This window comes from Dyadobacter subterraneus (genome assembly GCF_015221875.1).
Taxonomy (GTDB): Bacteria; Bacteroidota; Bacteroidia; order Cytophagales; family Spirosomataceae; genus Dyadobacter; species Dyadobacter subterraneus.
The window spans coordinates 1755800-1777994 of the sequence record NZ_JACYGY010000001.1 but is presented as its reverse complement, the minus strand read 5'-3'; the positions used below and the strand labels follow the sequence as shown (position 1 = coordinate 1777994).

General features: G+C 41.9%; 18 protein-coding genes. 5 read left to right on the top strand and 13 right to left on the bottom strand.

From position 1 onward, the window contains the following. Positions 1–200 precede the first annotated feature (200 nt). Positions 201–569, bottom strand: a complete 369-nt coding sequence (locus IEE83_RS07285) for a hypothetical protein (protein ID WP_194119950.1) — start codon at positions 567–569, stop codon at positions 201–203. 455 nt (positions 570–1024) lie between these two features. On the opposite strand from IEE83_RS07285, the gene IEE83_RS07280 reads away from it, so the two are divergent. The 4 genes from IEE83_RS07280 to IEE83_RS07270 all read left to right on the top strand — a co-directional run bounded on the left by IEE83_RS07280 (position 1025) and on the right by IEE83_RS07270 (position 7236). Then, complete coding sequence (locus tag IEE83_RS07280) at positions 1025–1654, top strand: TetR/AcrR family transcriptional regulator (protein ID WP_194119949.1); 630 nt, start codon at positions 1025–1027, stop codon at positions 1652–1654. Between the two features lie 510 nt (positions 1655–2164). Next, positions 2165–2347, top strand: coding sequence for a hypothetical protein (locus tag IEE83_RS32870; protein WP_228101710.1), 183 nt, complete (start codon positions 2165–2167; stop codon positions 2345–2347). A 176-nt stretch (positions 2348–2523) separates the two neighbouring features. Further along, positions 2524–6294: a DUF4347 domain-containing protein gene (locus IEE83_RS07275; RefSeq protein ID WP_194119948.1), complete on the top strand. Its 3771-nt coding sequence runs from the start codon at positions 2524–2526 to the stop codon at positions 6292–6294. Between the two features lie 339 nt (positions 6295–6633). Then, on the top strand, positions 6634–7236 hold the full coding sequence (locus IEE83_RS07270; RefSeq protein WP_194119947.1) for a chemotaxis protein CheB: 603 nt from the start codon (positions 6634–6636) through the stop codon (positions 7234–7236). A 77-nt stretch (positions 7237–7313) separates the two neighbouring features. Here the strand turns inward: IEE83_RS07270 and IEE83_RS07265 are convergent, their stop codons facing one another. The 7 genes from IEE83_RS07265 to IEE83_RS07235 form a co-directional block, all read right to left on the bottom strand. Next, positions 7314–8183 (bottom strand): SDR family NAD(P)-dependent oxidoreductase, encoded by an 870-nt coding sequence (locus IEE83_RS07265; RefSeq protein WP_194119946.1) that lies wholly within the window; start codon positions 8181–8183, stop codon positions 7314–7316. Between the two features lie 255 nt (positions 8184–8438). Next, complete coding sequence (locus IEE83_RS07260; RefSeq protein WP_194119945.1) at positions 8439–8969, bottom strand: hypothetical protein; 531 nt, start codon at positions 8967–8969, stop codon at positions 8439–8441. 82 nt (positions 8970–9051) lie between these two features. Then, entirely contained in the window at positions 9052–9360 is a 309-nt protein-coding gene (locus IEE83_RS07255) for an OsmC family protein (RefSeq protein ID WP_228102006.1), read from the bottom strand. Between the two features lie 84 nt (positions 9361–9444). Continuing rightward, positions 9445–10221: an alpha/beta hydrolase gene (locus IEE83_RS07250; RefSeq protein ID WP_194119944.1), complete on the bottom strand. Its 777-nt coding sequence runs from the start codon at positions 10219–10221 to the stop codon at positions 9445–9447. An 82-nt stretch (positions 10222–10303) separates the two neighbouring features. Then, positions 10304–11290 carry an alpha/beta hydrolase gene (locus IEE83_RS07245; protein WP_194119943.1) on the bottom strand — a complete coding sequence of 329 codons (987 nt, stop codon included), beginning with the start codon at positions 11288–11290 and terminating at the stop codon, positions 10304–10306. 335 nt (positions 11291–11625) lie between these two features. Then, entirely contained in the window at positions 11626–13425 is a 1800-nt protein-coding gene (locus tag IEE83_RS07240) for a helix-turn-helix domain-containing protein (RefSeq protein ID WP_194119942.1), read from the bottom strand. Between the two features lie 214 nt (positions 13426–13639). Then, positions 13640–16093 carry a tetratricopeptide repeat-containing sensor histidine kinase gene (locus IEE83_RS07235; protein WP_194119941.1) on the bottom strand — a complete coding sequence of 818 codons (2454 nt, stop codon included), beginning with the start codon at positions 16091–16093 and terminating at the stop codon, positions 13640–13642. A 305-nt stretch (positions 16094–16398) separates the two neighbouring features. Here IEE83_RS07235 and IEE83_RS07230 point away from each other — a divergent pair, with 305 nt between their 5' ends. After that, the gene (locus tag IEE83_RS07230) at positions 16399–17772 is read left to right on the top strand and encodes a sigma-54-dependent transcriptional regulator (RefSeq protein WP_194119940.1); all 1374 of its coding nucleotides are present in this window, start codon (positions 16399–16401) and stop codon (positions 17770–17772) included. Positions 17773–17835: 63 nt separating this feature from the next. Here IEE83_RS07230 and IEE83_RS07225 read toward each other — a convergent pair whose 3' ends face one another. From IEE83_RS07225 to IEE83_RS07205, 5 genes are read right to left on the bottom strand one after another with little or no spacing between them, the layout of a single operon-like run. Beyond that, positions 17836–19494, bottom strand: coding sequence for an ATP-binding protein (locus IEE83_RS07225; protein ID WP_194119939.1), 1659 nt, complete (start codon positions 19492–19494; stop codon positions 17836–17838). Positions 19495–19497: 3 nt separating this feature from the next. After that, positions 19498–20508, bottom strand: coding sequence for an ATP-binding SpoIIE family protein phosphatase (locus IEE83_RS07220; protein WP_194119938.1), 1011 nt, complete (start codon positions 20506–20508; stop codon positions 19498–19500). Continuing rightward, complete coding sequence (locus tag IEE83_RS07215; protein WP_228102005.1) at positions 20501–20902, bottom strand: anti-sigma regulatory factor; 402 nt, start codon at positions 20900–20902, stop codon at positions 20501–20503. The genes IEE83_RS07220 and IEE83_RS07215 overlap by 8 nt, the downstream gene beginning before the upstream one ends. Further along, on the bottom strand, positions 20895–21263 hold the full coding sequence (locus IEE83_RS07210; protein ID WP_438821029.1) for an STAS domain-containing protein: 369 nt from the start codon (positions 21261–21263) through the stop codon (positions 20895–20897). The genes IEE83_RS07215 and IEE83_RS07210 overlap by 8 nt, the downstream gene beginning before the upstream one ends. Before the next feature lie 43 nt (positions 21264–21306). Beyond that, complete coding sequence (locus tag IEE83_RS07205) at positions 21307–22167, bottom strand: STAS domain-containing protein (RefSeq protein ID WP_194119935.1); 861 nt, start codon at positions 22165–22167, stop codon at positions 21307–21309. Positions 22168–22195: the final 28 nt, after the last annotated feature.

Genomic DNA, 22195 nt, shown 5'->3' with positions numbered 1-22195 from the left:
TGCACACTAAACTACTGAATAAAATTTTTCGCCACCGTTCAAATGGTAATCCGATCCTGATAATATGATTTTTGCTACAACATTTTCAAGCCGGTTTTCTTGTTTCTATTGAAACTTAAAACCCAAAAGACTGCCCGATATAACGGAGCAGTCTTGATGATAAGCTTTAAAAATATTCTATTGCTGACGTTATTTTACTATTACTTACAAGGCACCTGCTTTAAAATAATTCCATCGAAATGCAGTTTTTCAGAATCAGCAAATACGATTTTCCCATTTTCTGTTTTCCGGTTGGCCAGGCCTTCCACAAACAAAGAATCCTTTTTAAGAAAAATCACTTCCTGAATCGACTCCGAACCCTTGACCATAAATGTACAGGTTGCTTTCAAAGTATCACCATACATTTTTCCCAGCAAAGAACCATTGCTGTGATCTTTTTCATAAAGTTTGTAACCCAAACTTCCCTTGACACTATCTCCAAACATCAAAGCATTTAAAAGAACCGTATCCTTCTTCACCACGGATGAATAACAAATATTGAAGGTGCTGTCCTTATCTGATGTTTTCATATTAACCGCAGAATGCTGTGTAGGGCCGGAATTACATGCGAACATCAGCATTATCGCGCAGGAGAAAAATAGAATATAACAATATGTTTTCACTGGTTTAAAGATTAGTTGAGAATAAATCAGGTTAGCATAAAACCTGTTACAAAAATCTCTAAATCCGGTCGCTTAAATGCTGATCTTCTTACTTAAAAAGAAATGATTTTTATCAGGAATAATTTTCAACTGCATTAACCTTAAATATCTCCTCATCATATTATCAACTTTAAAAAGATGTTTTATAAATGAGTCTGTGTAGAGTAAAATACGCCGGTAGCAAAGCTTTCGAAGACACAATAATCCGCGTTATTCTTAATTTGATCTTTTTTCAAGTCTGTGGCTGGCTGACAAATACCAAAGTTCTGGTCCCGGGCTGATACTGATAACACCACTTTATTCCTATAAAAAATATTTACTCAATGGATATTTTACACAAAAAAGACAAGGAGGAAACTAAAAAAAAGCTAATCGCTGCGACAGGTGAAATTTTTATGACCAAAGGTTATTCAGCTTTAAAGGCATCCAGAATTGCCTATGTGGCTGGCGTGAGCAAAACCTTGATTTACAGATATTTTGGAAATGTTCAGGAGCTTTTTAAGGTGTACCTCTCTCAAAAAGATTTTTGGATATCTCTTGAAGATCATGTTGATGCGCTGCTCGAAGCAAACAGGCACGATTCGGGCCGGGAGCTTGCCAAGAGCATTCTGGAAAGTCAAATTGCCTATTTTTTTCAAAATAAGGAAATGCAGCAGATCATGCGTTGGCAGATCAGCGAACCCAATGTTATTGCCCGCAGCCTTGCAGATTCAAGGGAAAGATTGGGTGAAGAAATGCTTGGTATATCGGACCCGCATTTTAAAGATTCCGGTGTCAATTTCCGCGCGCTGCTGGCGGTGATCGTTCCGGGCATTTATTATCTTGTGCTTAATGCCAAGGTTAATGGCAGCACGTTTTGCGGAATTGATATCAATAAGAGCGAAGATATCAAAGAGGTACAAAAGGCCGTAAACCTGATGGTAGACTGGGCCTATGAAAAAGCTGGCAGCTGATATAATCTGCCTTGGTTAGGAATTTTGCAAACATGACCTGCATGCCGTTGAAACACGTGTTTCAACGGCATTTTTATTTTAAAAAACCGCTGGTCTCCTTCTTCCGTAAAGTTAAACCGCCCCTTCCCACATAGCCATCAGGCCGAGAAAAGTAGGACTTTTAAAAAGATAAATATAATTCAGCATGTTACGGTTTTGTAAAAAAAGGAAACATAGATTTCGAAAAAATTCTGTACCCCTTTAATCAGCGTACTACATATGCCTATGAATCAGCATGATCTGCTTGTGCCTTGCCGATTTCCAAAATATTTCAGCTTCGCAGTTTAGATAAAAGAAATTGATCTTTTTGCTGCAAGGGCTTTATGATCAGCACATATATTTTGATTTGAAAAGTTACTGTCATAAAGCTTAAAAACACATCTAAAAAACAACAGTAAAACGATTAATTATAAAAATAACAACCACATATAACGCTTGAATAAATAAGTAAGACAATACAGTTTTAAAAATATGCAAAGAATCATTTTTCTCATTTTGGCCATTATTCCGGGCGTTTCGGCATACTGGATATTTAACTTTCAGACAATGAAATTTGCAAATACTGGCCTTGCCATTGTATATCTGACCGCAGCGATTGCCTCAGTGTTTTTCCTTTTAAAAAGCACAAAGCCACCACAGAGGACAGAAAATTAAATCTGCTGGTTTAAAGCGGTCTTCCGCTTTTATCTGATCAGTGTTAAGCACTGAAATGCGATTTTACTGACTTCTGACCTGAATTGCACTATTCACATTATACCAAAATTCTTTACCGACAACATTGAAATATTTCTCACCACTCTGTAAATCTTGTCTTTGCTTTAAGAAATGTTATGAAAAAAACCTTTACTTTTCTACTGACCGCTGCGTGCATCATCGCCGGTTATTTACTGTTTTTCTCTTCTTTTGATCTTTTCAATAATACCCATCACAAGGATGTGGTTATCATTGACAAATCGCTGGAAAACTATCAGGATCTGGTGCACTCTTCTGCGAAAGATGCGCTGGTTATTCTTGCTGAAAACACGGATTCGGGTTTTTTAGCCCTGCAAGATAAAATCAGTTCCCTGCGTGGCGTGCGGCGCCTTCATATTCTCACGCACGGAACGCGCGGAAATCTGGTTTTAGGTCGCCAGCAGCTCAATGAGCAAAACCTGGAAAAATTCAATGGATTCTGGAAAGCGATTAGCAATAGTCTGGAATCTGAGAAATCAGAGCTTTTAATATATAGCTGTCAGCTGGCAGCTGGCGAGGCGGGAAAAAGTTTTGTAAACAAACTGCATGATCTTTTGGGTATTTCCGTGGCCGGCTCGGTGGACAATACAGGCTCAGGTCAAAAGGGCGGAAACTGGGACCTGGAATATGTCGCAGGCCGCATTATCAAGGATCATGTATTAAAATATATCCATTTCAAAGGACTTCTGATTCCGAAATTCTCAGAATTAAGTGGCTCAGCCAGTCCGTTTGATGCAATGAAAATTTTTACGGATGACCAGCTGATTTATGGCGATTTTGACGCGGACGGCGATATTGACATACACTTGTACCCATTTTCGGGCGCGTCAGAAAATCAATTTTGGCGAAATAATGGAAGCGGTGGTTTTTCACAAGTTACAGGAAGTGCCAATCCTTTTGACGGCATTACGGAAAAAGCGGTTTTTCACAGCGCAAAATACGCCTTTGTGGCCGACTGGGATAATGATGGGGATGATGACATTTTTGTAACCAAAAGATCGTCGTCGGGTCAAAATATTTTTTATAAGAATAATAACGGCGTTTATCAGGAAATTTCTGGCAGCAGCAGCCCTTTTTATTCTATTCACATATCAGGTGATGACCAGCTGATTTACGGTGATTTTGACTCGGATGGTGATATCGATATTCATTCCTACCAGACAGGAGCAGCAGACAATGACTTCTGGCAAAATAATGGCAGCGGACAGTTTACAAAGGTAACAGGCGCAGGGAACCCTTTCAGAAATTTAAGCAATGCTGCTGCATTTTATACAAGTGCACAATTTGCGTGGGTGGCAGACTGGGATAATGACGGAGATTCTGACATTTTTGTAACCAAACGCAGCATAGGAGCAGCCGTAACAGGAGAAAACATTCTTTATCGGAATAACGGCGGAACCTTTGTTGAAGTAGCAGGCAATGCAAGTCCTTTTAAAAATATTGCCATTGTGCAGGACAACCAGTTTATTTATGGTGATTTTGACGCGGATGGCGATATTGATATTCAGGCATCCAGTTCCAATTCGGTCACCACGCTGAAATTCTGGCAGAATAACGGAAGCGGCAGTTTCTCGGACGTAACCGGAGCGAATAACCCGTTTAACGACATTCCCAACAATGGAACATTTTATTCGACATCTACAAAGGCATTTGTGGCCGATTGGGACAATGATAAGGATGTTGATGTTTTTGTAACTTACAGAACCGCTACGGATCAGAATATTCTTTTTGTGCAGTCAGATGCTCCGCCGCTTTTAAGCAGCTCAGTTCCTGTCAGTGCAGCCACCGGCGTTTCAACGGATGCCAATATCACCCTAACTTTTAACAGGGCCGTGACGGCGGTTTCGGGTAAAAATATTGTGATCAAACGCGTTTCGAATAATTCAACTTTTGCCACCATACCTGTCACAGACGCACAGGTTAGCGGAAGCTCCACCGCTACGATCACGGTTAATCTGGCTACTGATTTTCAGGAAACGACAGGTTATTACGTTCTGATTGACAAAGGCGCTTTCAAGGATATAGATAGCAGAATTTTTGCGGGTATAACCAGCAGCACAAAGCTTGTTTTTACAACCAGAACTGCGCCTGCAGCGCCTACACTTACAACGGCTGGCGTGACTGTATTTAATACCAATTCGGCCACTTTGGGCGGAAATGTAAGTAGTGACGGCGGAAGCACAGTATCTGACCGGGGAATCGTGTGGAATACTTCGACAACACCTACAATTCTAAATAATAAAATCGGTATTGGGTCCGGAACAGGTAATTTTAGCCAGTCCGTAGGTTCACTTCCGTCCGGCACGCGCATATTTGTGCGGGCCTACGCCACCAACCAGATTGGAACGGCTTATGGAAATGAGGTTGATTTTTATACCAAAACAACGGTGAGCTCCATCACAAAAGTAGGCTCATCGCCAACCAATGCAGGCTCTGTGGCATATACAGTAAATTTTGCCAACAGTATCACAGGCCTGGATGCAACAGATTTTACAGTCACTACATCAGGTGTCACCGGTGCAGCAATTACGGACATCACCGGATCAGGTACAACCTATACCATAACCATTGGCACTGGTACCGGAAACGGCACAATCAGACTCGATTTTACAGGAATATCAGGTACACAGCCAGCCGTAAATGCCTCTTACACTTCTGCCAACGCGTATGATATATATAAAAACTCCACTGCATCAAATTATTTCAGAACTAAAAATATCAGTGCCGACTGGAATCAAACGGCTAGCTGGGAGTCTTCGCCGGACAATTCTTTTTGGATCGCTGCAACAAGTTTTCCCAATTCCAATACCGCTGCGGTCAGTATCCTGGCTGGCCAGACGATCAATCTTCCAACAGGTTTTAATGCCACTACCGGAAATCTTAACAGTGCCGGAACCATCAACACCAATGCAAGTACCTTAACGGTTTCTGGTACGTTATCGAACACCGGAACAATCAAGGGAAGCGGAACGATCGCTACTTACAGTTTTACCAATAATGCCTCCATAGCTCCCGGAAATTCGGCTGGTTTACTTTCTTTCAGCGGAAATGTTATCAATAACGGCACCATCAATATTGAAATCGGCGGAACAGCGGCTGGCAGTGGTTATGATAAAATTCTGATATCTGGTGCGCTAAGCATCTCAGGTATATTGAATGTATCGCTTATCAACGGTTACACTCCGGTTTTGGGCGATGAATTTACCATTATTGATGCTGCCAGCAGCAGCGGTACTTTTTCTACGGTTAATTTGCCTTCGGTCTCGCCAAGAATATGGGAAACCGCATATAGTAATGCAAACGGAACTGTCATTTTAAGAGTAATCAATGATCCTTTGCCAGTGACACTGGTAAATTTTGAAGTATTGAAAAAGGAGGCTGTATCTGAACTTTCCTGGACCACTTCGCTGGAAACGAACAGCTCTCATTTTGAAATTGAAAGAAGTACAAAAGGCCTTGACTGGGAGCTGATCGGATCAGTAACGGCTATTTCGGAAAGTAAATCTTTAAAAAAATACGGATATAAAGACACCAGACCTCTGTCCGGAGAAAATCTTTATCGCCTTAAAATGGTGGATCTTGACGGAACATTTGCTTACAGCAGGATTCGAAGCGTTTTGTTTGACCAGCCGGTCATTAAAATAAGTCCCTATCCAAATCCTGTTACGGAAAAACTGTTTTTGGATGTAAAAAATCCTGGCACAATCAGCCATTTATCCATCTATAACTTTTCTGGCACAGTGGTCAGCAAGCCGGACAGGTATACAGCCGATGGCATACAGGTTGGGCAGCTGCCTGCCGGGATGTATATTTTGAATTTTATCAATCCTGAGGGGCAGCGGGTAAATTACAAATTTGTAAAAAACTAGGCTTCGCCAGAGCTGACACACTAAGTCGTTGGTTTTGTCAGCAGCAAAGTCAATAGGAAAAAAGTTATTTATTAGCCATTCTTTATTTAAGTAACTGTCACAGTTAGAAAAAGGTATCCGGGCTCTTCCGGATACCTTTTTTGTGATCTTTGTATTTGATCAGCAGCGTATTTTTACTTTTTCAAAAAAATCACACGAGCCTATATTCCTCCTAATCAATATTAAAGTCGTATCTTTCAATTCAATCTTAGCTGACGTTCACCGAAAAACGCAGGAATTTTCCTGGATCATGCGCATATGTCGCACATGATATGACTGGTACAAAGACGACCAATGCCCATGGAAAAAGAAAAGAAATTTTTTATCGTAGCCATTGGCTTTTCTGGTGGCGGGACGGATGATCTTTATCAGTTTTTTTCTTCCGTACCCCCATTTCCCAATACCGCATTTATCATCATACAGCATCTGGGCAGAGATTATGTAAGCAGAAGAGACAAGATGCTTGCCAGACATACCGACATGCCAGTAAGCTGGGCAACGGATCATGAGCTGGTAAAGCCTGGTCATATTTACATGTTACCGGTAAATAAATTCATGACCATCAAAGAAGGGTATCTGGAAATTTACGACCGGGATCCGCTTGATAAAAGTAACTGGGCCTTTGATATCTTTTTTCATTCGATGGCAGAAAACGTTAAGAAGATGGGGATCGGAATTATCCTTTCCGGGGCAGGTACCGACGGCACAAAAGGTGCTATTCATATGCATCAGGAAAATGGGATGATTATGATACGCGACCCATTGACTGCCACTTTTAAGGGAATGCCTGACAGTGCCATTTTAAAGGATCATCCTGCCGAAATACTTTCCCCAAAAGAATTGGCAGCAGCGCTTATGAGCCTGGTATATCAGGACGGACTTGATGAAACGGAAAATGATTAAGTTAAATTTATCGCCATTTTTCAGACATTAACCGTACGTGGTTTATCCTGAATATATTTCCAAAAGGCATGACACGCTTAGACCTTTACTCCCCTTGCATTTAAAACGGTATCAGTCAGCCCTTTTATAGCTGTATTAATCTGACCAACCGGCTCTTCCAGAGGGCCTGCGCCAACGAGTGTCCACAGCTTTCTTTTTCCCTGAGGTGTTTCTATCAGGTCTGCTATGCACTCAGCAATTTCCTTCGGATCCCGGCTGTCTTCCGTAGGTTCAAAATACTGGAAAACCTGCTTTTCATATCCCTTCATATCCTCACTATAATATTTTGCTGCGGATGGATTCGCCGGTCTCATTTGCTTCGATACAATATCAGTGGTCTGATAAGCGCCGGGCTGCATGATGGCAATATCAATTCCGCTTGATTTCAACTCATAATGATAGCTTACCGATAATGCATCGATGGCTGCTTTACTAGCCGCATAAACACCCATAACAGGAATATATTGACGGGCAGCGATGCTCGAAATGGTTACGATAAGTCCGCTTTTGTTTTTATGCATCCATGGAAGAACCGCTTTGATCATCCGGTCCGCCGCAATGACGTTGATTTGGAAAATCTGGTTTACCTGACTTGCGCTAAGTGTCTCATTTAGGCCAATGAATCCTGTTCCTGCATTGTTGATCAGCACATCAATTATGCCACCTGTCTTTTCTGCTATGGATTCGACCGCAAGTTTTACAGAATTATCATCGGTAGCATCCAGTTCAACAATGTCAATTTTTACTTTTTCCTGCTTTGCCCAGTCAGTCAATTCAGCAGCGGCGTTTAGGTTTCTGGTCTGGATATCACGCATGGTGGCAAAAACGGAATGACCTTGTTTTGCAAGGTGTTTCGCAGTGATCAATCCAAAACCACTGCTTGTGCCGGTCAATAAAATAATGCTCATAGTCGTAGTAATTAATAAAAGTTGATTTTAAAGCAACGGGTTTTACAGTAAAAAAAGATTTTTGGAGAGCATATCTTGGACGTTGTAAATACTGTGAATCGGTTCCGAATTTTCCTCGACAAATGCCAAAATAAAAAGCCTTTTTATTCTGGATCACATCCATAATCCCAGCGGCCGTTTTTTAATCATCGCTTATAATGCGGCCATAAGTTTCATGCGATTTCATCTTGGCCCCAGTCAAAAAGAGACACGCCGTTATGATTTAAACATCGGTATAGGATTGAGCGGATGCTGCAAAAAATTGCGTGCAATTTTTTTGATAAGAAAAACATGGAAACCAAGATTAGGAAGCATTATTCTGTTTTCTATGATTCTTTTTCTGTCCGCCCCAAAACTTAAAAGTCCAAGGGAAACATCTATCCAATCAGCTTTACGGAAACTTTCCACGGTTTTTTCATAATGTCCGTGGTAGCTGCCCACCTTGTGATGCCAGTAGATCATTAAGGTTATTTCATTGATCCACCGCTTATTTCCGCTATTCAGCAAAAAGACTTCCATTTGGTCGATAGAAGGATACAGATAATCAATCGTGTGATCCGTCCAGATACCTATGTCGTGAAACACAGCAGCAATGGCATATTTCTCAACATGATCCGGTTGTTCGTCCAGTAAAATACAGTTCAGAAAAACACGGTAAACATGGTTTTTATATTTGTCGAAATCGTTGCCCAGGACAGGTTTATACGCTGCCAGCAAATCTTCAATGGTTTTGTTTGGATAGTGCATAATGATCTGTTCTGGTGCCGGGCTCCATGATTTTAAGTTTCGATCTTAGCCTCAATGATAATTTTGATATTTTAGATCCTGCCTACCGGACAGTTGCCTTCTGCATCAGCCACACTTTCATTAAAAGCTCCCGGCTAATGCCGGGAATCTTTGCTGATACTGTAAGGTGCGAACCAGCTATATTTCCATTCACAAACCTGATACCGGCCACAGTTTTTAAAAATTCTGCCACAAAACCCGCTTCACCAGGCACAAAGCTGAGCTTCATCGTAAAGCAACATGCATGGGCAGCAGCCGGCAACTCCTCCGGATTAGTGCCGCTGGCTTGTTCAGCGAAGCAGGAATTGAAATTAAATGGCATCTCATTAAGCGCATTACTGCGGGTAGTCAGCCTGCCTTCACCATTTAAACCCGGACCTTGCCAGGTGGCAGTGGTTGATCTGAATATGTAAGCATCAAAGTAAAAATGACTACATCAGTATTTTTTGATCCAGTTTAAGACATAATCTGCATCGTTTTGCCAGCCGGGCTGAGCAAGTACGTGGTGGTTGCGTCCGGCAAACTCTTTGTACTCCAAAACAGATCCGTTTTGCTTGTATTTTTTATAATTGCGTTTGTTCAGATGTGCAGGAATGATATGATCCAGACTTCCCGACGTAAGCAGTAACGGCGCGTGCGGTTTTTCAAAATCCAGTGCCGCCGCACTGGTAAGTCCACCGCGTGCTACTCTTTTTGATTCCGGAGCGGTAAACTGCTCATAAGCTGATTTTTGCTCGCTGAGCGGCATTTCATTTACAAATGCATATTGCCAGGTAGAAAAAGGCATCAGATATGTTTTTTTCATCGAAGTGAAAAGCCCCAGTGCACCCCAGGTTGATTTCAGAAAAGAGAATTCGTAAGGAATAATGCCTTGTGGTGGTACTGAATGAATGGCCACCGCCGCAGCCGCCAGTCCCCGGTTGAGCAGAATCTGTGTGATCATCCCACCCAGTGAATGACCAATGATGATGGGTTTTTCCGGCAGTTGTCTGGCAATATCGGCGTAGTGATCAATCAGTTCTGATAAGGTAAGATCTGCAAGATCGGTATCATAAGGCTGACGATCACGGAGTTCAGCAGCTGTGCCATCCTTAAAAGGCCACGGCGGAGCAACTGTTTTATACCCTCTAAGTTCAAAGTGAGTTTTCCAGTCATCCCAGCAGTGATGGGTAACAAATGCACCGGTAACGAACAAAACAGTTTTTGTAGACATGTTTTTTATAGTTGAGAAAATTGAAAAGAAATCCTGGCTGACGACACCTGTTAATGCCACTAATATTTTGTGGCTGGGAATTTTACAGGAGATATTTTTTTAATTCCTGAGCCGCCTGCACAAACAACGCCTTGGTCTGAGGTATTTCGGAAAGACCGTTCAGCAGCCCAAAATCATGAATAACATCATTGTAGCGGACAGTCGTTACCGTCACACCTGCCTCTCCCAATTTTCGGCCGTAAGCCTCTCCTTCATCTCTTAAAATATCATTTTCAGCTACCTGTATCAATGCCGGAGGCAGCCCTTTCAACTGCTCAACAGTAGCCTGAAGAGGCGAGGCATATATTTCCTGCCTTTTTTCGGGTTCTACATACTGGTCCCACATCCACTGCATCAGCGGCGATGTCAAAAACCGCTGTTTTCCATACAGCAGGTATGATTCTGTTTGAAAATCAGCATTGGTTACCGGCCAGAAAAGAACTTGTACCCTAAACTCCGGACCGCCTTTTTCTTTGGCAAGAAGTGTTGTGGCCGTAGCCAGATTCCCGCCTGCGCTGTTTCCGACAATCGCAAGTTTACTTCCATCCACTCCGATTTGCTCCCCGTTTTCAGACAGCCATTTAGCAGCGGCATAAACCTCATAAACAGGCTGGGGATACTTAACTTCGGGGGCACGCGAATAATTGACAAAAACGCCTGCGAATCCCGAAAGCACGGACAGATCCCGTACCATGCGCTGATGCGTCGGATAATCTCCCAGTACCCAGCCTCCGCCGTGAATAAACATAAATACAGGTAAAAGTCCTTCGGCACCCTCAGGCCGTACGATGTTCAAAGTCAAAGAAAATCCATCCTGCGAGATGATTTTTTCCGACTCGGTGATGCCGGAAAGATCAACACTGGAAGCTGCCTGCGCACCTACAAGCACATTGCGGGCCGCTTCAACTCCCAGCGTTTCCAGCCCCGGTCCGCCGGAGTTCAATGGTTTCAAAAACGCTTTTACGGCCGCCGAAAGATTGGGGTCTGATGCGTAATCAGTCAAAACAGGTAGAATGTTCTCAGTATTCATAAACGTAAAGTTAAAATTATGGAAAGATTATTTTTCGAGTACACTAATCACTATATACCATATACATACCAAGAGTTAAATACTTGATTTAAAGTATATTATCCTAGGAGCCTGCTTCTGCCTAATAAATCATACATATCGCTTTATGGGTTTACAATGGATTGAGGATTTAAAATATATTCTAGCGGTTAACTAAATATTCTGATATCAGATTTATATACAAAGTTATCCGCAGACAGCTGCCTGGGAAATGTCAAAATACACGTTTTGCTTGTCTGTGTTTACTGGTAAGAAAAATTTTATAATGAACGGTTATTCACATACGCCAACACAATTTACCCATCGTCATGACAAAAAGGTGTAAGTTCTTTTTTATAAGTCGAGAAATTAACGCCTGTTTTTGTTTTGAAAAACTTGCTGAACTGCGCGGGATCCAAAAATCCCAATCCATAAGCAATCTCCTTCATCGAGGCTTGGGAATAAACGGCAGCACGCCTGGCTTCCAGTATCAGGCGCTTTTGTATATGATAACTCGCAGAATGGCCTGACACCTTTTTGATCACCTCACTTAAATAATTGGGCGAAACAGAAAGCGCTTCTGCATAATCAGTTACCGCTTTTTTGGTTAAATAATTGCAGTCAAGCAAATCCATGAAAGTTCGGAAAAAACGAATATCATTACTACCGGCATCGCTGACCTGGTTTTCCTGGAACCTTCTTGAAAAATAGGCTATGAAAATTTTTAGCAATCCTTTAAGAATCTCCGATTTGAACGCAAAATCGTTAGCATGTTCTCTGATCATGCTTCGGACAATGCCTTCAATTTCATATTCAATTTCCTTATCCACCTGCATGATCTGCTCATTATTATCCCGGCACTGATAATCCACTGCAAAAGGGAGATATGATTGTTCCTTGTAATGGCAAAAAAAATCTCCGGAAAAGCATATGCGGTAACCAGAAATACCAGGCGCGGGATTAAAATCATACATTTGACCTGGAAAAAGACAGTACAGCATATTTTCCTTTATCTCATGCCGGCGAAAGTCCAGCATAAAGTTTCCTGCTCCGCTTTTGATCCAGACAATTTCAAATTGTTTTGATCTTTTAGGCGTGGTCTGTGTTTTTATAAAAGCCCGGTTGCCGCTTTCTAGAAAATCTGCCTGAAAGCATAATTTTGTTTCATTCCCGCTTTCCGGCCGCAGGTTGGTTACTGTGACTGCCTTGACAGCAGGCATCAGATTGAAAGAATGATTCATTTTAAAATCAGTAAAGCTCATACCGCTTTTGTTTTTAAAAAACTTACTGAAATGACCAATGTCCGAAAAACCTAGTCGGTAAGCTATTTGCTTCATACTCAAATTAGGATTCATGGCCAGCTGTTTGGCCTCATTCACAATGTGCTGGTGTATATGATGACTTGCATTAAAACCGGAAGCTTTTTTGACAATTGCATTCATCGCGTTTTGCGTAACATGAAGATCGGCGGCGTACTGGGCTACCGTTCGTTTTAAAGTAAAATGTTCTTTTACCAAATCTGTAAATCGCTGAAAAAAATCGTATTCTGCGCCAGGTAAAACCGGCGACTTATTTTCCCTGACTAATCTGACGAAATAGATCAGAAATATTCTGAGCAGCCCTATCAGCACCTGTGATCTGGGCTGAAAATTATTTGTATTTTCTTTCACCATCGCTTGCAGTACCTCTTCAATTTGCGGCTTTGCAACCGCACTGACAGTTAAAGAATAGGATACATTGGCCGGAGCGCAGTTTTCGTCCAAAAATAACCGGGTGGTTTCCGTGCCTGTCATGTAAAGAAACTCCCGTGAAAAACAAATTCTGTAACCCCGATAATGTCCTTCCGACGTCAGTATGTAACGCTGTCCGCTGGCCAGACGGTAAATGGTATTATTTTTAATTTCATACACGTTCGGACCCGTTCTGATAATTCCTGAGCCTTCAATGAAAAAGATCGCTTCAAAAAAATTCGGTCCTTCCCTAATCTGTGCCGAATTTCGGCTGTCACTCTGAACGTATTCTGCTTTAAACAAATACGGAAGACTGCCACAGTCATTTATTGCGGGTTTTATTTTGCTGACTTCAAATCGGGTTGGATACGTGCATAGACTTTCCATGATCTTGATAATTATGCGGGATAAGGATATTGAATTATATCTATTATTATTCAATATGTATACCAAAGCTTAATTATCTCATTATCAAATCATTGAACTAAAACCAATTAAGTTATTTTGTTGAAATATAAACAATTGGTTATAATCTTATCGTTATTTAAATAGCAGTTAATGAAATGCCGCAGCCGAACCGTTAAGAAAAATTAATCAGGCATTAACACATGGAATCAACGGTTTCAGGACTAAGAGCTATAATGATTCTGGTTCCCTTGCCGGAAGAAACGAAAAATTCTGCATCGATTTCTTTACTTAATCCCCGCATCAGTTTAAATCCCAGTGAGTCGCTTTTAGTTTCATCAAAACCATCAGGCAGTCCGCATCCGTTATCTGATACCATAAGGCGGTAATGATCATTTGTTTTGGAGCCCTTAATTTCTATTTTTCCGGCAGCGTCCGCAAAAGCATATTTAATTGCGTTGGTTACCGCTTCATTTAAAATCAGGCCAAGCGGAATTGCTATTCCCACATCCAGGTCAATCGGATCGACTTTCACATCAAACATAATCCGGTGCTGCGTTTTAAAGCTTTCGGCAAGATAGGCGGTCAGCTCGCCAACATATTCTGCAAACCTTATCGTGGTTACATTTTCGCTCAGATAAAGTTTCTGGTGGATCAAAGACATGGAAAATACCCGGTGCTGACTGTCCCGTATGGCTGCCAGTGCATCGCTGGTAAGAAAATCCGACTGGTGTTCAAGCAAACTCACAATTGTATGCAGGTTGTTTTTAACCCGATGGTGGACTTCTTTCAAAAGCCATTCCTTTTCTTCCACAAGCTCCTGCAACGCCTGGTTTTTCTGACTGATCTGCACCCGCTGTTTTTCCAGCCTGAGGTTACTCTTTTGTTTGGCGCGGAACTGTTGAAACAATACGCCTGAAAAAATAAGCAGGATAGAAATCCCGGCCAAAGTCAGTTTTTTCTCAAAATCCGATTGACGAAGCCTTGCATCCTGCATCATACCGTTTTGCTTTAATTTACTAATATGCTGATCCTTTTTCACGGTTTGGTACTCAACCAGCAGCTGATCATATTTTTCCTTTTGATGTATGTTGTTCAAAGAATCGGCCAGTGTTTTATAGGTCTGATAATTTCTTATGGCAGATTGATAATTTCCCTCAACTGAATCCAACCTGAAAAACATCAGATGGCTTAAAGAAAGGTTTCCAATTGAATGACGTTTGGTTGTCATGTCAAAGCATTTCTGAGCAAAAAGCCTGGACTCCCTGTATTTTTTTTGGTTAAAATAAAAGCGGGAAAGATGGATATAGACATTGGGAAACTCCTGGTGAATGTGCTCAGCAGGAAAGTGGTCAGCGATAGAGAGGAAAATACCGTACTGTTTTTCTGCCTCAGGGATGCGGCCGAGTGCGGCATAACATTCTGCTTTGACAAACGCCAGTTGCAGCTGGTCAAATATGGTCGCTGGCGGAAAAGATCCGGTAATTTTATTAATTAAAGTCTCTGCCTGAGCAGCCCGATTCTCGTAAATTAAAAGTTTGGTTTGGGCGAGAAAGCTTTTGTACCAGAAAACCTGTGTGTTTTTAGTAAGCGCCCCCTGCGTTGATTTCTGAAACCAATTCATGGCATCTTTCATCCGGTCCAATCTGACGAAAACATCACCCACCCGCATGTAATATAAACTTTGAAGAACCTTGTCGCCGGTCTGCTGCATATACCTGATCGATAACCGGGCATGATCCATGGCCTTTAAATACTCGGTCTTTTGCAGGTATACATAAGCCAGCACATTATGGGTATATTGCAGGTGCCGGAATCCAAGTTCTTGTCCGAGTTTCAGAAAGTTTAAAAGCCCCTTTTCCGCTGCGTTCAGGTCTGCGACAAAATATATCGTTACGATCCTTGCTGTAAGTTGCAGCTCCTGAATTTTTAGCTTATGTTTTTGGCATATGGACAGCGCCTGCTGATATATTTGAAGTTTATCGGGCGAATTAAAAGGAAGGCCAATACCCTGATCTGCCAGCGCCTTTGCCAGGGCCTGGGCATCCTTTGATTCCCTGCAAGATTTTACAAGCTGCCCAAAATATTTCTGGCTTTCAGTGATATTCCCGGTCTGGTAATAAAATTTTCCTTTTAGTCTAAGACATTCGTTACGCCAGTTTTTAAATTCATTTCCGGCAGTAATTTTTTCAACCTCATCCATATATACGCCTGCGCTGTCAAGATCATTTTTCGCTGCGCCGGGTTTAAACAGATAATAATTTGCCAGATCAAAAAGCAGCCTAAGTTTTTCCTCTCCTGTTTTTATTTTAAGAAGATTTTTTGCCCGCCCGATCTTGCCGGCATTGATAAGGGCATCAGCCTGAGGGCCACCGGCGCTGATATATCCTTCATTATAAGGAAGAAGCCGGCTGAGCCCGAACATTTCGCAAGCCATAATCATGGCACTATCTGTGTCAATTTGGCCCTGTGATACTGCATTGATATAATATCCTGTCTCCAACGCCAGTACCCGTTTCATGTCCGTGCTGTAATAATCCACAGGCGCATTTTTAAGTACCTGTCCGTTTGCAGCCATGCTTTGTGTAATCAGCAGACACAACCAGGCAAAAGTAATGAGCCTGAATTTATTCTTTAAAATTCGAATCATTAGAGCAGAAATTAGGGTTCTGAAATCAGGAATTAACCATTCACGTCAACTAAGTCGTGTATGATCAAAAATATTTTTGCAAAAATGTTTTCACTGCACTCCGCAACGGATACTTTACTTGTAACTTCTGGATTTCTTCGACTGCGACACTACCGAAATCTTTATATATTGATAGATTGCAAATTTGGCTGATAAAGGATAAATTCGGCAAATAAATTTATGAAATTTCCTGAATACTAAGTCATTGCCGTATTTGATTTATCACTTTTCATATTTTTTCTTTGTTCAGGCGCTCCAACAATGATATGAATAAAACAATCCTGATCGTTGAAGATAATTATGTTGAGGCCAGCAATCTTCAAAGGATTCTGGCAAAAGCTGGTTATATCGTGCTTGAAATTGCCATGTCGGTCAAAGAAGCGATTTGCATTGCAGAGAAAAACCGGCCTGATCTGGTTCTCATCGATATATTTTTAAAAGGTCCGCAAACGGGCATTGAGCTGGCTTACTGGCTTTGTGAGCGCAATATTGCCTTTGTTTATTTGTCCGCCAATTCAAATCAGGAAATTCTATCACAGGCCAAAAAGACCGAGCCCTATGGTTTTTTGGTAAAACCTTTCCGTGAGAAAGATGTACTCGTTACTCTTGATATCGCCGCCTATCTACACGAGCAGAAACAAAAACTGGCTGTACGAAAACAGATCGTATCTCAGGAGCTGTTTTCGCCATCCGAGCTGCTGCCGGGGATTGTCGGAAAAAGTATAAAATTGCAGCACACTCTGGATATGATCCGCATTGTTGCACCCACCGACACTTCCGTACTGATTGTGGGAGAAAGCGGCACAGGGAAAGAACGGGTTGTGGACTGCATCCACAGTTTGTCTTCAAGAAAATCAAAACCGCTTGTTAAAATAAACTGCGCCGCGCTGCCGGCTTCTCTGATCGACTCAGAACTGTTCGGCCATGAGAAGGGAGCATTTACAGGAGCCTATGAAAGGCGGATCGGTAAATTTGAACAAGCATCAGGCGGAACCATCTTTCTTGACGAGATCGGAGAGATGACCCCAGATCTGCAAATCAAACTGTTGCGCGTGCTGCAAGAAAAAGAAATTGACCGGATAGGCGGTAAAACCAGCATTAAAATCAATGCCCGTGTGGTGGCTGCAACAAATAAGAACCTGGAAACCGAGGTGGAAAAGGGTCGGTTCAGGATGGATCTTTTTTATCGGTTAAATGTCTTTCCCATCACCGTGCCTGCGTTACGGGAACGTAAAGATGACATACCCTTGCTTGTGAGGTTTTACCTGAACCATTTCAACAAAGAGCTCGGAAGAAACGTCAAGTCATTCTCTGAAAAAGCCATGGCAGACCTTATGCAGTATAACTGGCCTGGCAATGTCCGAGAGCTTGAACATTTTATACAACGAAGTGTTTTACTGGCTCAGGAGGAAACGGTCAAATCGGTAGAATTACCTAAAAATCAATCTCTTGATACTGCTCATAAAACAGCTGACGACAGAATCAGGACGATGGAAGAAAACGATATTGACCATATCACCAAGGCCCTGAAAGTAGCAAAGGGAAAATTAGCCGGTCCGGGAGGAGCGGCAGAACTTCTTAATTTACCGTACTCCACGCTGGTGTCAAAAATCAGAAAACTAGGAATAAAAAAGGTATAAAAGCCCACGGATCTTAAATTCAATTTTCACCGAAAAGTAAGATTCAATAATAATCTGTCAACATCAAGGCTCGTAAGGAAGATAAAAAGTGAATGAAGATCCCTGACCGATATTGCTGACCACTGATATTTTTCCACCATGGAGCTCCACTATTTTTTTGCAGATGGATAAGCCGATGCCTGTTCCTTCAAATTCTTTGCGGGAATGAAGCCGCTGAAAAACTTCAAAGATCCGCTCAGCATAAATCTGGTCAAAACCAATACCATTGTCGGAAACCTGTATGGATAACCAGTGATCCTGCGCTAGCTCTAATGATTCTATCTGCTTGTCTGTCAAGGGCTCAGCAGTTATAGTAATATCAGGATCTTTGCCCTTTTCAGTAAATTTAATCGCGTTTCCAATAAGGTTTTGAAACAGCTGCTGCATCTGCACAACGTTACCACAAATTAGATAAGAGTCATTGAGCCTGATCCTGGCGTTGGTTTTTACTATTGAATATTCGAGATTTTCTGTAATGTTTCTGATTATATCTGAAAGGCTGATTTTGCTGGTAAGAAGCTTGCCAGAGTTTATTCTTGAATAAGCCAACAAATCTGTCACAAGAGAATGCATCCTTTCAGCAGCTCCCTTGACCCGAACAAGCAGATCTTTCGCTTCGGGCGGTACCCGTAGTGCATATCGCTCAATGACCATATCCGAAAGCAAGATGATTTTACGTGTGGGCTCCTGTAAATCGTGCGAAGCTACATAGGCATACCTGTCAAGTTCCTGGTTGCTGCGGTTTAATTCCAGAATGGTCTGGTCAAGCTGCTTTTCCCGAAGTTCCATCGCCCGTTTTATCTGAATCAGTTCGTGGTTATCCCGAAGGGTTTTTTCCACCACCTTTTGTGCATGGATATTGACAATAAATCCAAACCATTGGATAATTCCTTTTCCTGATGTATTTTCCTGAGGGGTAAGGGATAATAAATGCCAGATGGTATTCCCATCCAGTGAAGTCAGCAACACTTCCTGTTGAAAAGGCATTCTTTTTTCAAGTGTCACCCTAAGTTTAATTAAATCCACCTCAACATGGTGAACACTCAGCCAGGTAAGCCAGTTGGTGTTTGTCAGGCTTTCCAGATTTTTGCCGGTAAAATTAAGGAACCATTCATTGGCGTATAACATCTGGCCATCTTTTGCAAGAATGAACATCATCAGCGGTAAAGCATTAGTCAGCTGCTGATAGCGGTTCTCGCTTTGCACAAGATTATCTGCCAGTTGCTGAAGCTCTGCATTTTTCCGTTTTACCTCTTCATAAGGGGAAATCGGCAACGCCGTTTTGAAGCGGGTTTTGCATTTTTCTATAAAGACACCAGTCAAAGATAAATTTTTCGGCAGATCAAGATCCATCGATATTTCTGTCGCCGAAAGGACAAAGTTATTTACCAGTCTTTGGGCATACAATATTTTTTCATTGGATAAATCTATCTCAAACAACGTCGGACTATTAACGCTGGCACGGATTATCCCATGGTTCTTCTGGGATTTTCCCACATACAGGCTTATCGCTGAAAGGGCACCTCGCTCAATCATCAGCCTTGCAACCTCTGAAACTGCTGTTGCAAAACTTGTCTGGGCAACAAGTCCAAGACCGCAGGTTTCAGCCAGCTGCATGGATCTTTTATGAGCCAAAACCAGGTCGAGATCGTTTTCCAGTTTAAAATTTATAATTTCCTGCATGCGCTAGCTCACTTTTACAACTACAATGGACATATCATCTGAATGCCTGGCGTACTCTTTATAGATTACTGCGGCAAGAATCGACAAATCATATTTGAATACCGAAGTGTGTTTTCCTGTCTCCCACCGCGATGATATACCGTCGGAACAGAAAACCATGTAACTGCCTGATTCATTCAAGATTGTTTGCGATTCAATACGGGAAGAAATATTCAAACCCAGAATTCCATTATAAGGAACATGCGTTCGGGACGTTATCGCATTGCAAAGCCGTGTTGAAATATTACCTACACCACAGATTTTCCAGATCTTATTCACAACATCATAAACAGCCACTGTCGCGACCAGCCCTCTTGTATCTTTAACCTGCCGGTGAATATCGTTTATGATATCACTTGGATTGTTAAAAGTAGATTTTCTGAAAACTTCGCATGCTTTTTCAGAAGCCAAATGAGCCAGCGGACCATGGCCTAAACCATCGGCAAGAATCACCTTGACAAAATAAGGATTTGCCTTAAAAGCATAAGCATCTCCACAAACCGACTCACCTGGTTTATTAAGTATGATCGGGTAAATACCGATTTTTGACACAGGAAAAACCGGCGCAGGTTCAGCAAAAACCCTGGACAGAAGAATTGTCCCCCAGCCTTTCACCGAGTACAACTGAAATTGATCCGACAACCTTTTTATAGAGCCAAGTCCATGTCCAAGTGTTTTGGTTGTCGACACGCCGTCTTCCATCATTTTGGCCGGATCTGCCATACCCGGACCTTTGTCAATACTCAAAATTTCAACACCCCGGCTATTAGGCTCGATTAAAGCCCTGACGATGATCTCACCGCCACCTGCATGTTTTAAAAGATTGGTTGCTATTTCCGATACCACTAGATCCAGTTCGGCCAGCCTTTTGGCAGCAAGGCCCATGGCTTGCCCGATTCTAAGAATATCTTTTTTCAGAATATTAAGATAACTACGATCCGCAAGGTTATAAACCTGCTGTTTATAATTATCCATTTTTCCATTTTAAAATTTTCACAGTCGTTCCCTTACCCACTAAACTTTGAATTGCAAACTCATTTACCAATCTTTTTGCTCCCGGAAGGCCCATCCCAAGTGTGCGGCCGGTTGTAAAGCCATCCTGCATCGCCTTGGGAATATCGGGAATGCCCGGCCCCTTATCTTCAAAAATGAGCTGAACACCCTCCATTTTTCCTCTTGTAACGACTTCTATTTTAACAATGCCGCCACCACCATAGGTAAGCATATTGCGGGCGATTTCACTGGTCGCAGTTATCAGCTTTGTCTGGTTAACAATGCCCATACCTATTTTAGCCGCTATTTCCTTGACTCGGTTACGGCAATAAACCAAGTCACGCTCCTGCTGGATAGCCAGGGTTTCTTTAATCATCATCGCCGTCCGAAGTATCATCTGGACGTGCAGACATCCGTGATTCAAGCAATGCCATCCCTCTTTCTACATTTAAGGCAGTATGAACTCCGGCCAACGGAAGACCAAGTTCTATAAGTGTGATAGCAACAGCAGGCTGCATGCCCACGACAACAGTTTCGGCATCCATAATGCTTGACATTCCGGCTATATTTCCAATGATCCGACCCATAAATGAATCAACAATCGATAATGCAGAAATATCAATTAAAACGCCTTTTGATGCGTTTTTATAAACCATTTGAATGAGATCTTCTTCGAGTGTTAATGCAAGGCGGTCATATAAATCAACTTGAATGGTGACAAGCAGAAACTCCCCCATTTTTAGAATCGGGATTCTTTCCATAGTGTTATTTGCTTGTCAATCAATTAGATTTTTTTTCAACACGCTTAACCTCCAACTGAAGTGTATTAAACGCATATTTCAGTGCGCTTTCCAAAGTTGCCTTTGTAATCATTTGAGAAAGATCAATTCCTAAATGCACCACAGTCTGTGCAATCTCAGGTCTGATACCACTAATAATGCACTCAGCACCCATTAGACGGGTTGCATTGACTGTTTTGATCAAATGCTGTGCAACAAGTGAATCGACTGCGGGAACACCGGATATATCCAGAATGGCAATACTGCTGCCGGTATCAACAATGCCCTGAAGAAGATTCTCCATTACAACCTGTGTGCGTGCACTATCAAGCGTGCCAATGATTGGCATGGCCAAAATACCATTCCAAACACGGATCACCGGTGTTGAAAGTTCTGCCATCTCATCGGACTGCTGAGAAATAACATCTTCTCTGCCGGTAATAAAGGTTTCAAAACTTAGAATACCGATATTATCAACAAATTTGCTGATAAGGATCGTAAGCTGATAAAGCTGGGAAGGATCGTTTGAGATCAAGTCATTCAGCGCTTTCAGCAACGCATCCTTTAAGGTAAAGATATAGGTTGCCGTCTCACGTGGAGAAAATCCTTGTCTGGCCCTTGAAATGGTTAAACTTGATACATAATCTGTCAAAGGTTCAAGATCGCTTGATGAATAATCTTTAAGATTATTTTCATTGATAGAATTTAACAGAATGTCAACGAGCTCAGAAGACTGGCTTTCCAGCTCTTCATGTGTATTGAAATTGTTTGAATACTCCGATGCACTTGACTGGTCTTCAAGCCATTGTTTTAAAATCTGGTCCTTCTTAGATTTTAGGCCATCAATAATATTTTGCTCCATTGAAATTAATCAGGGTAAGGTAAAAACG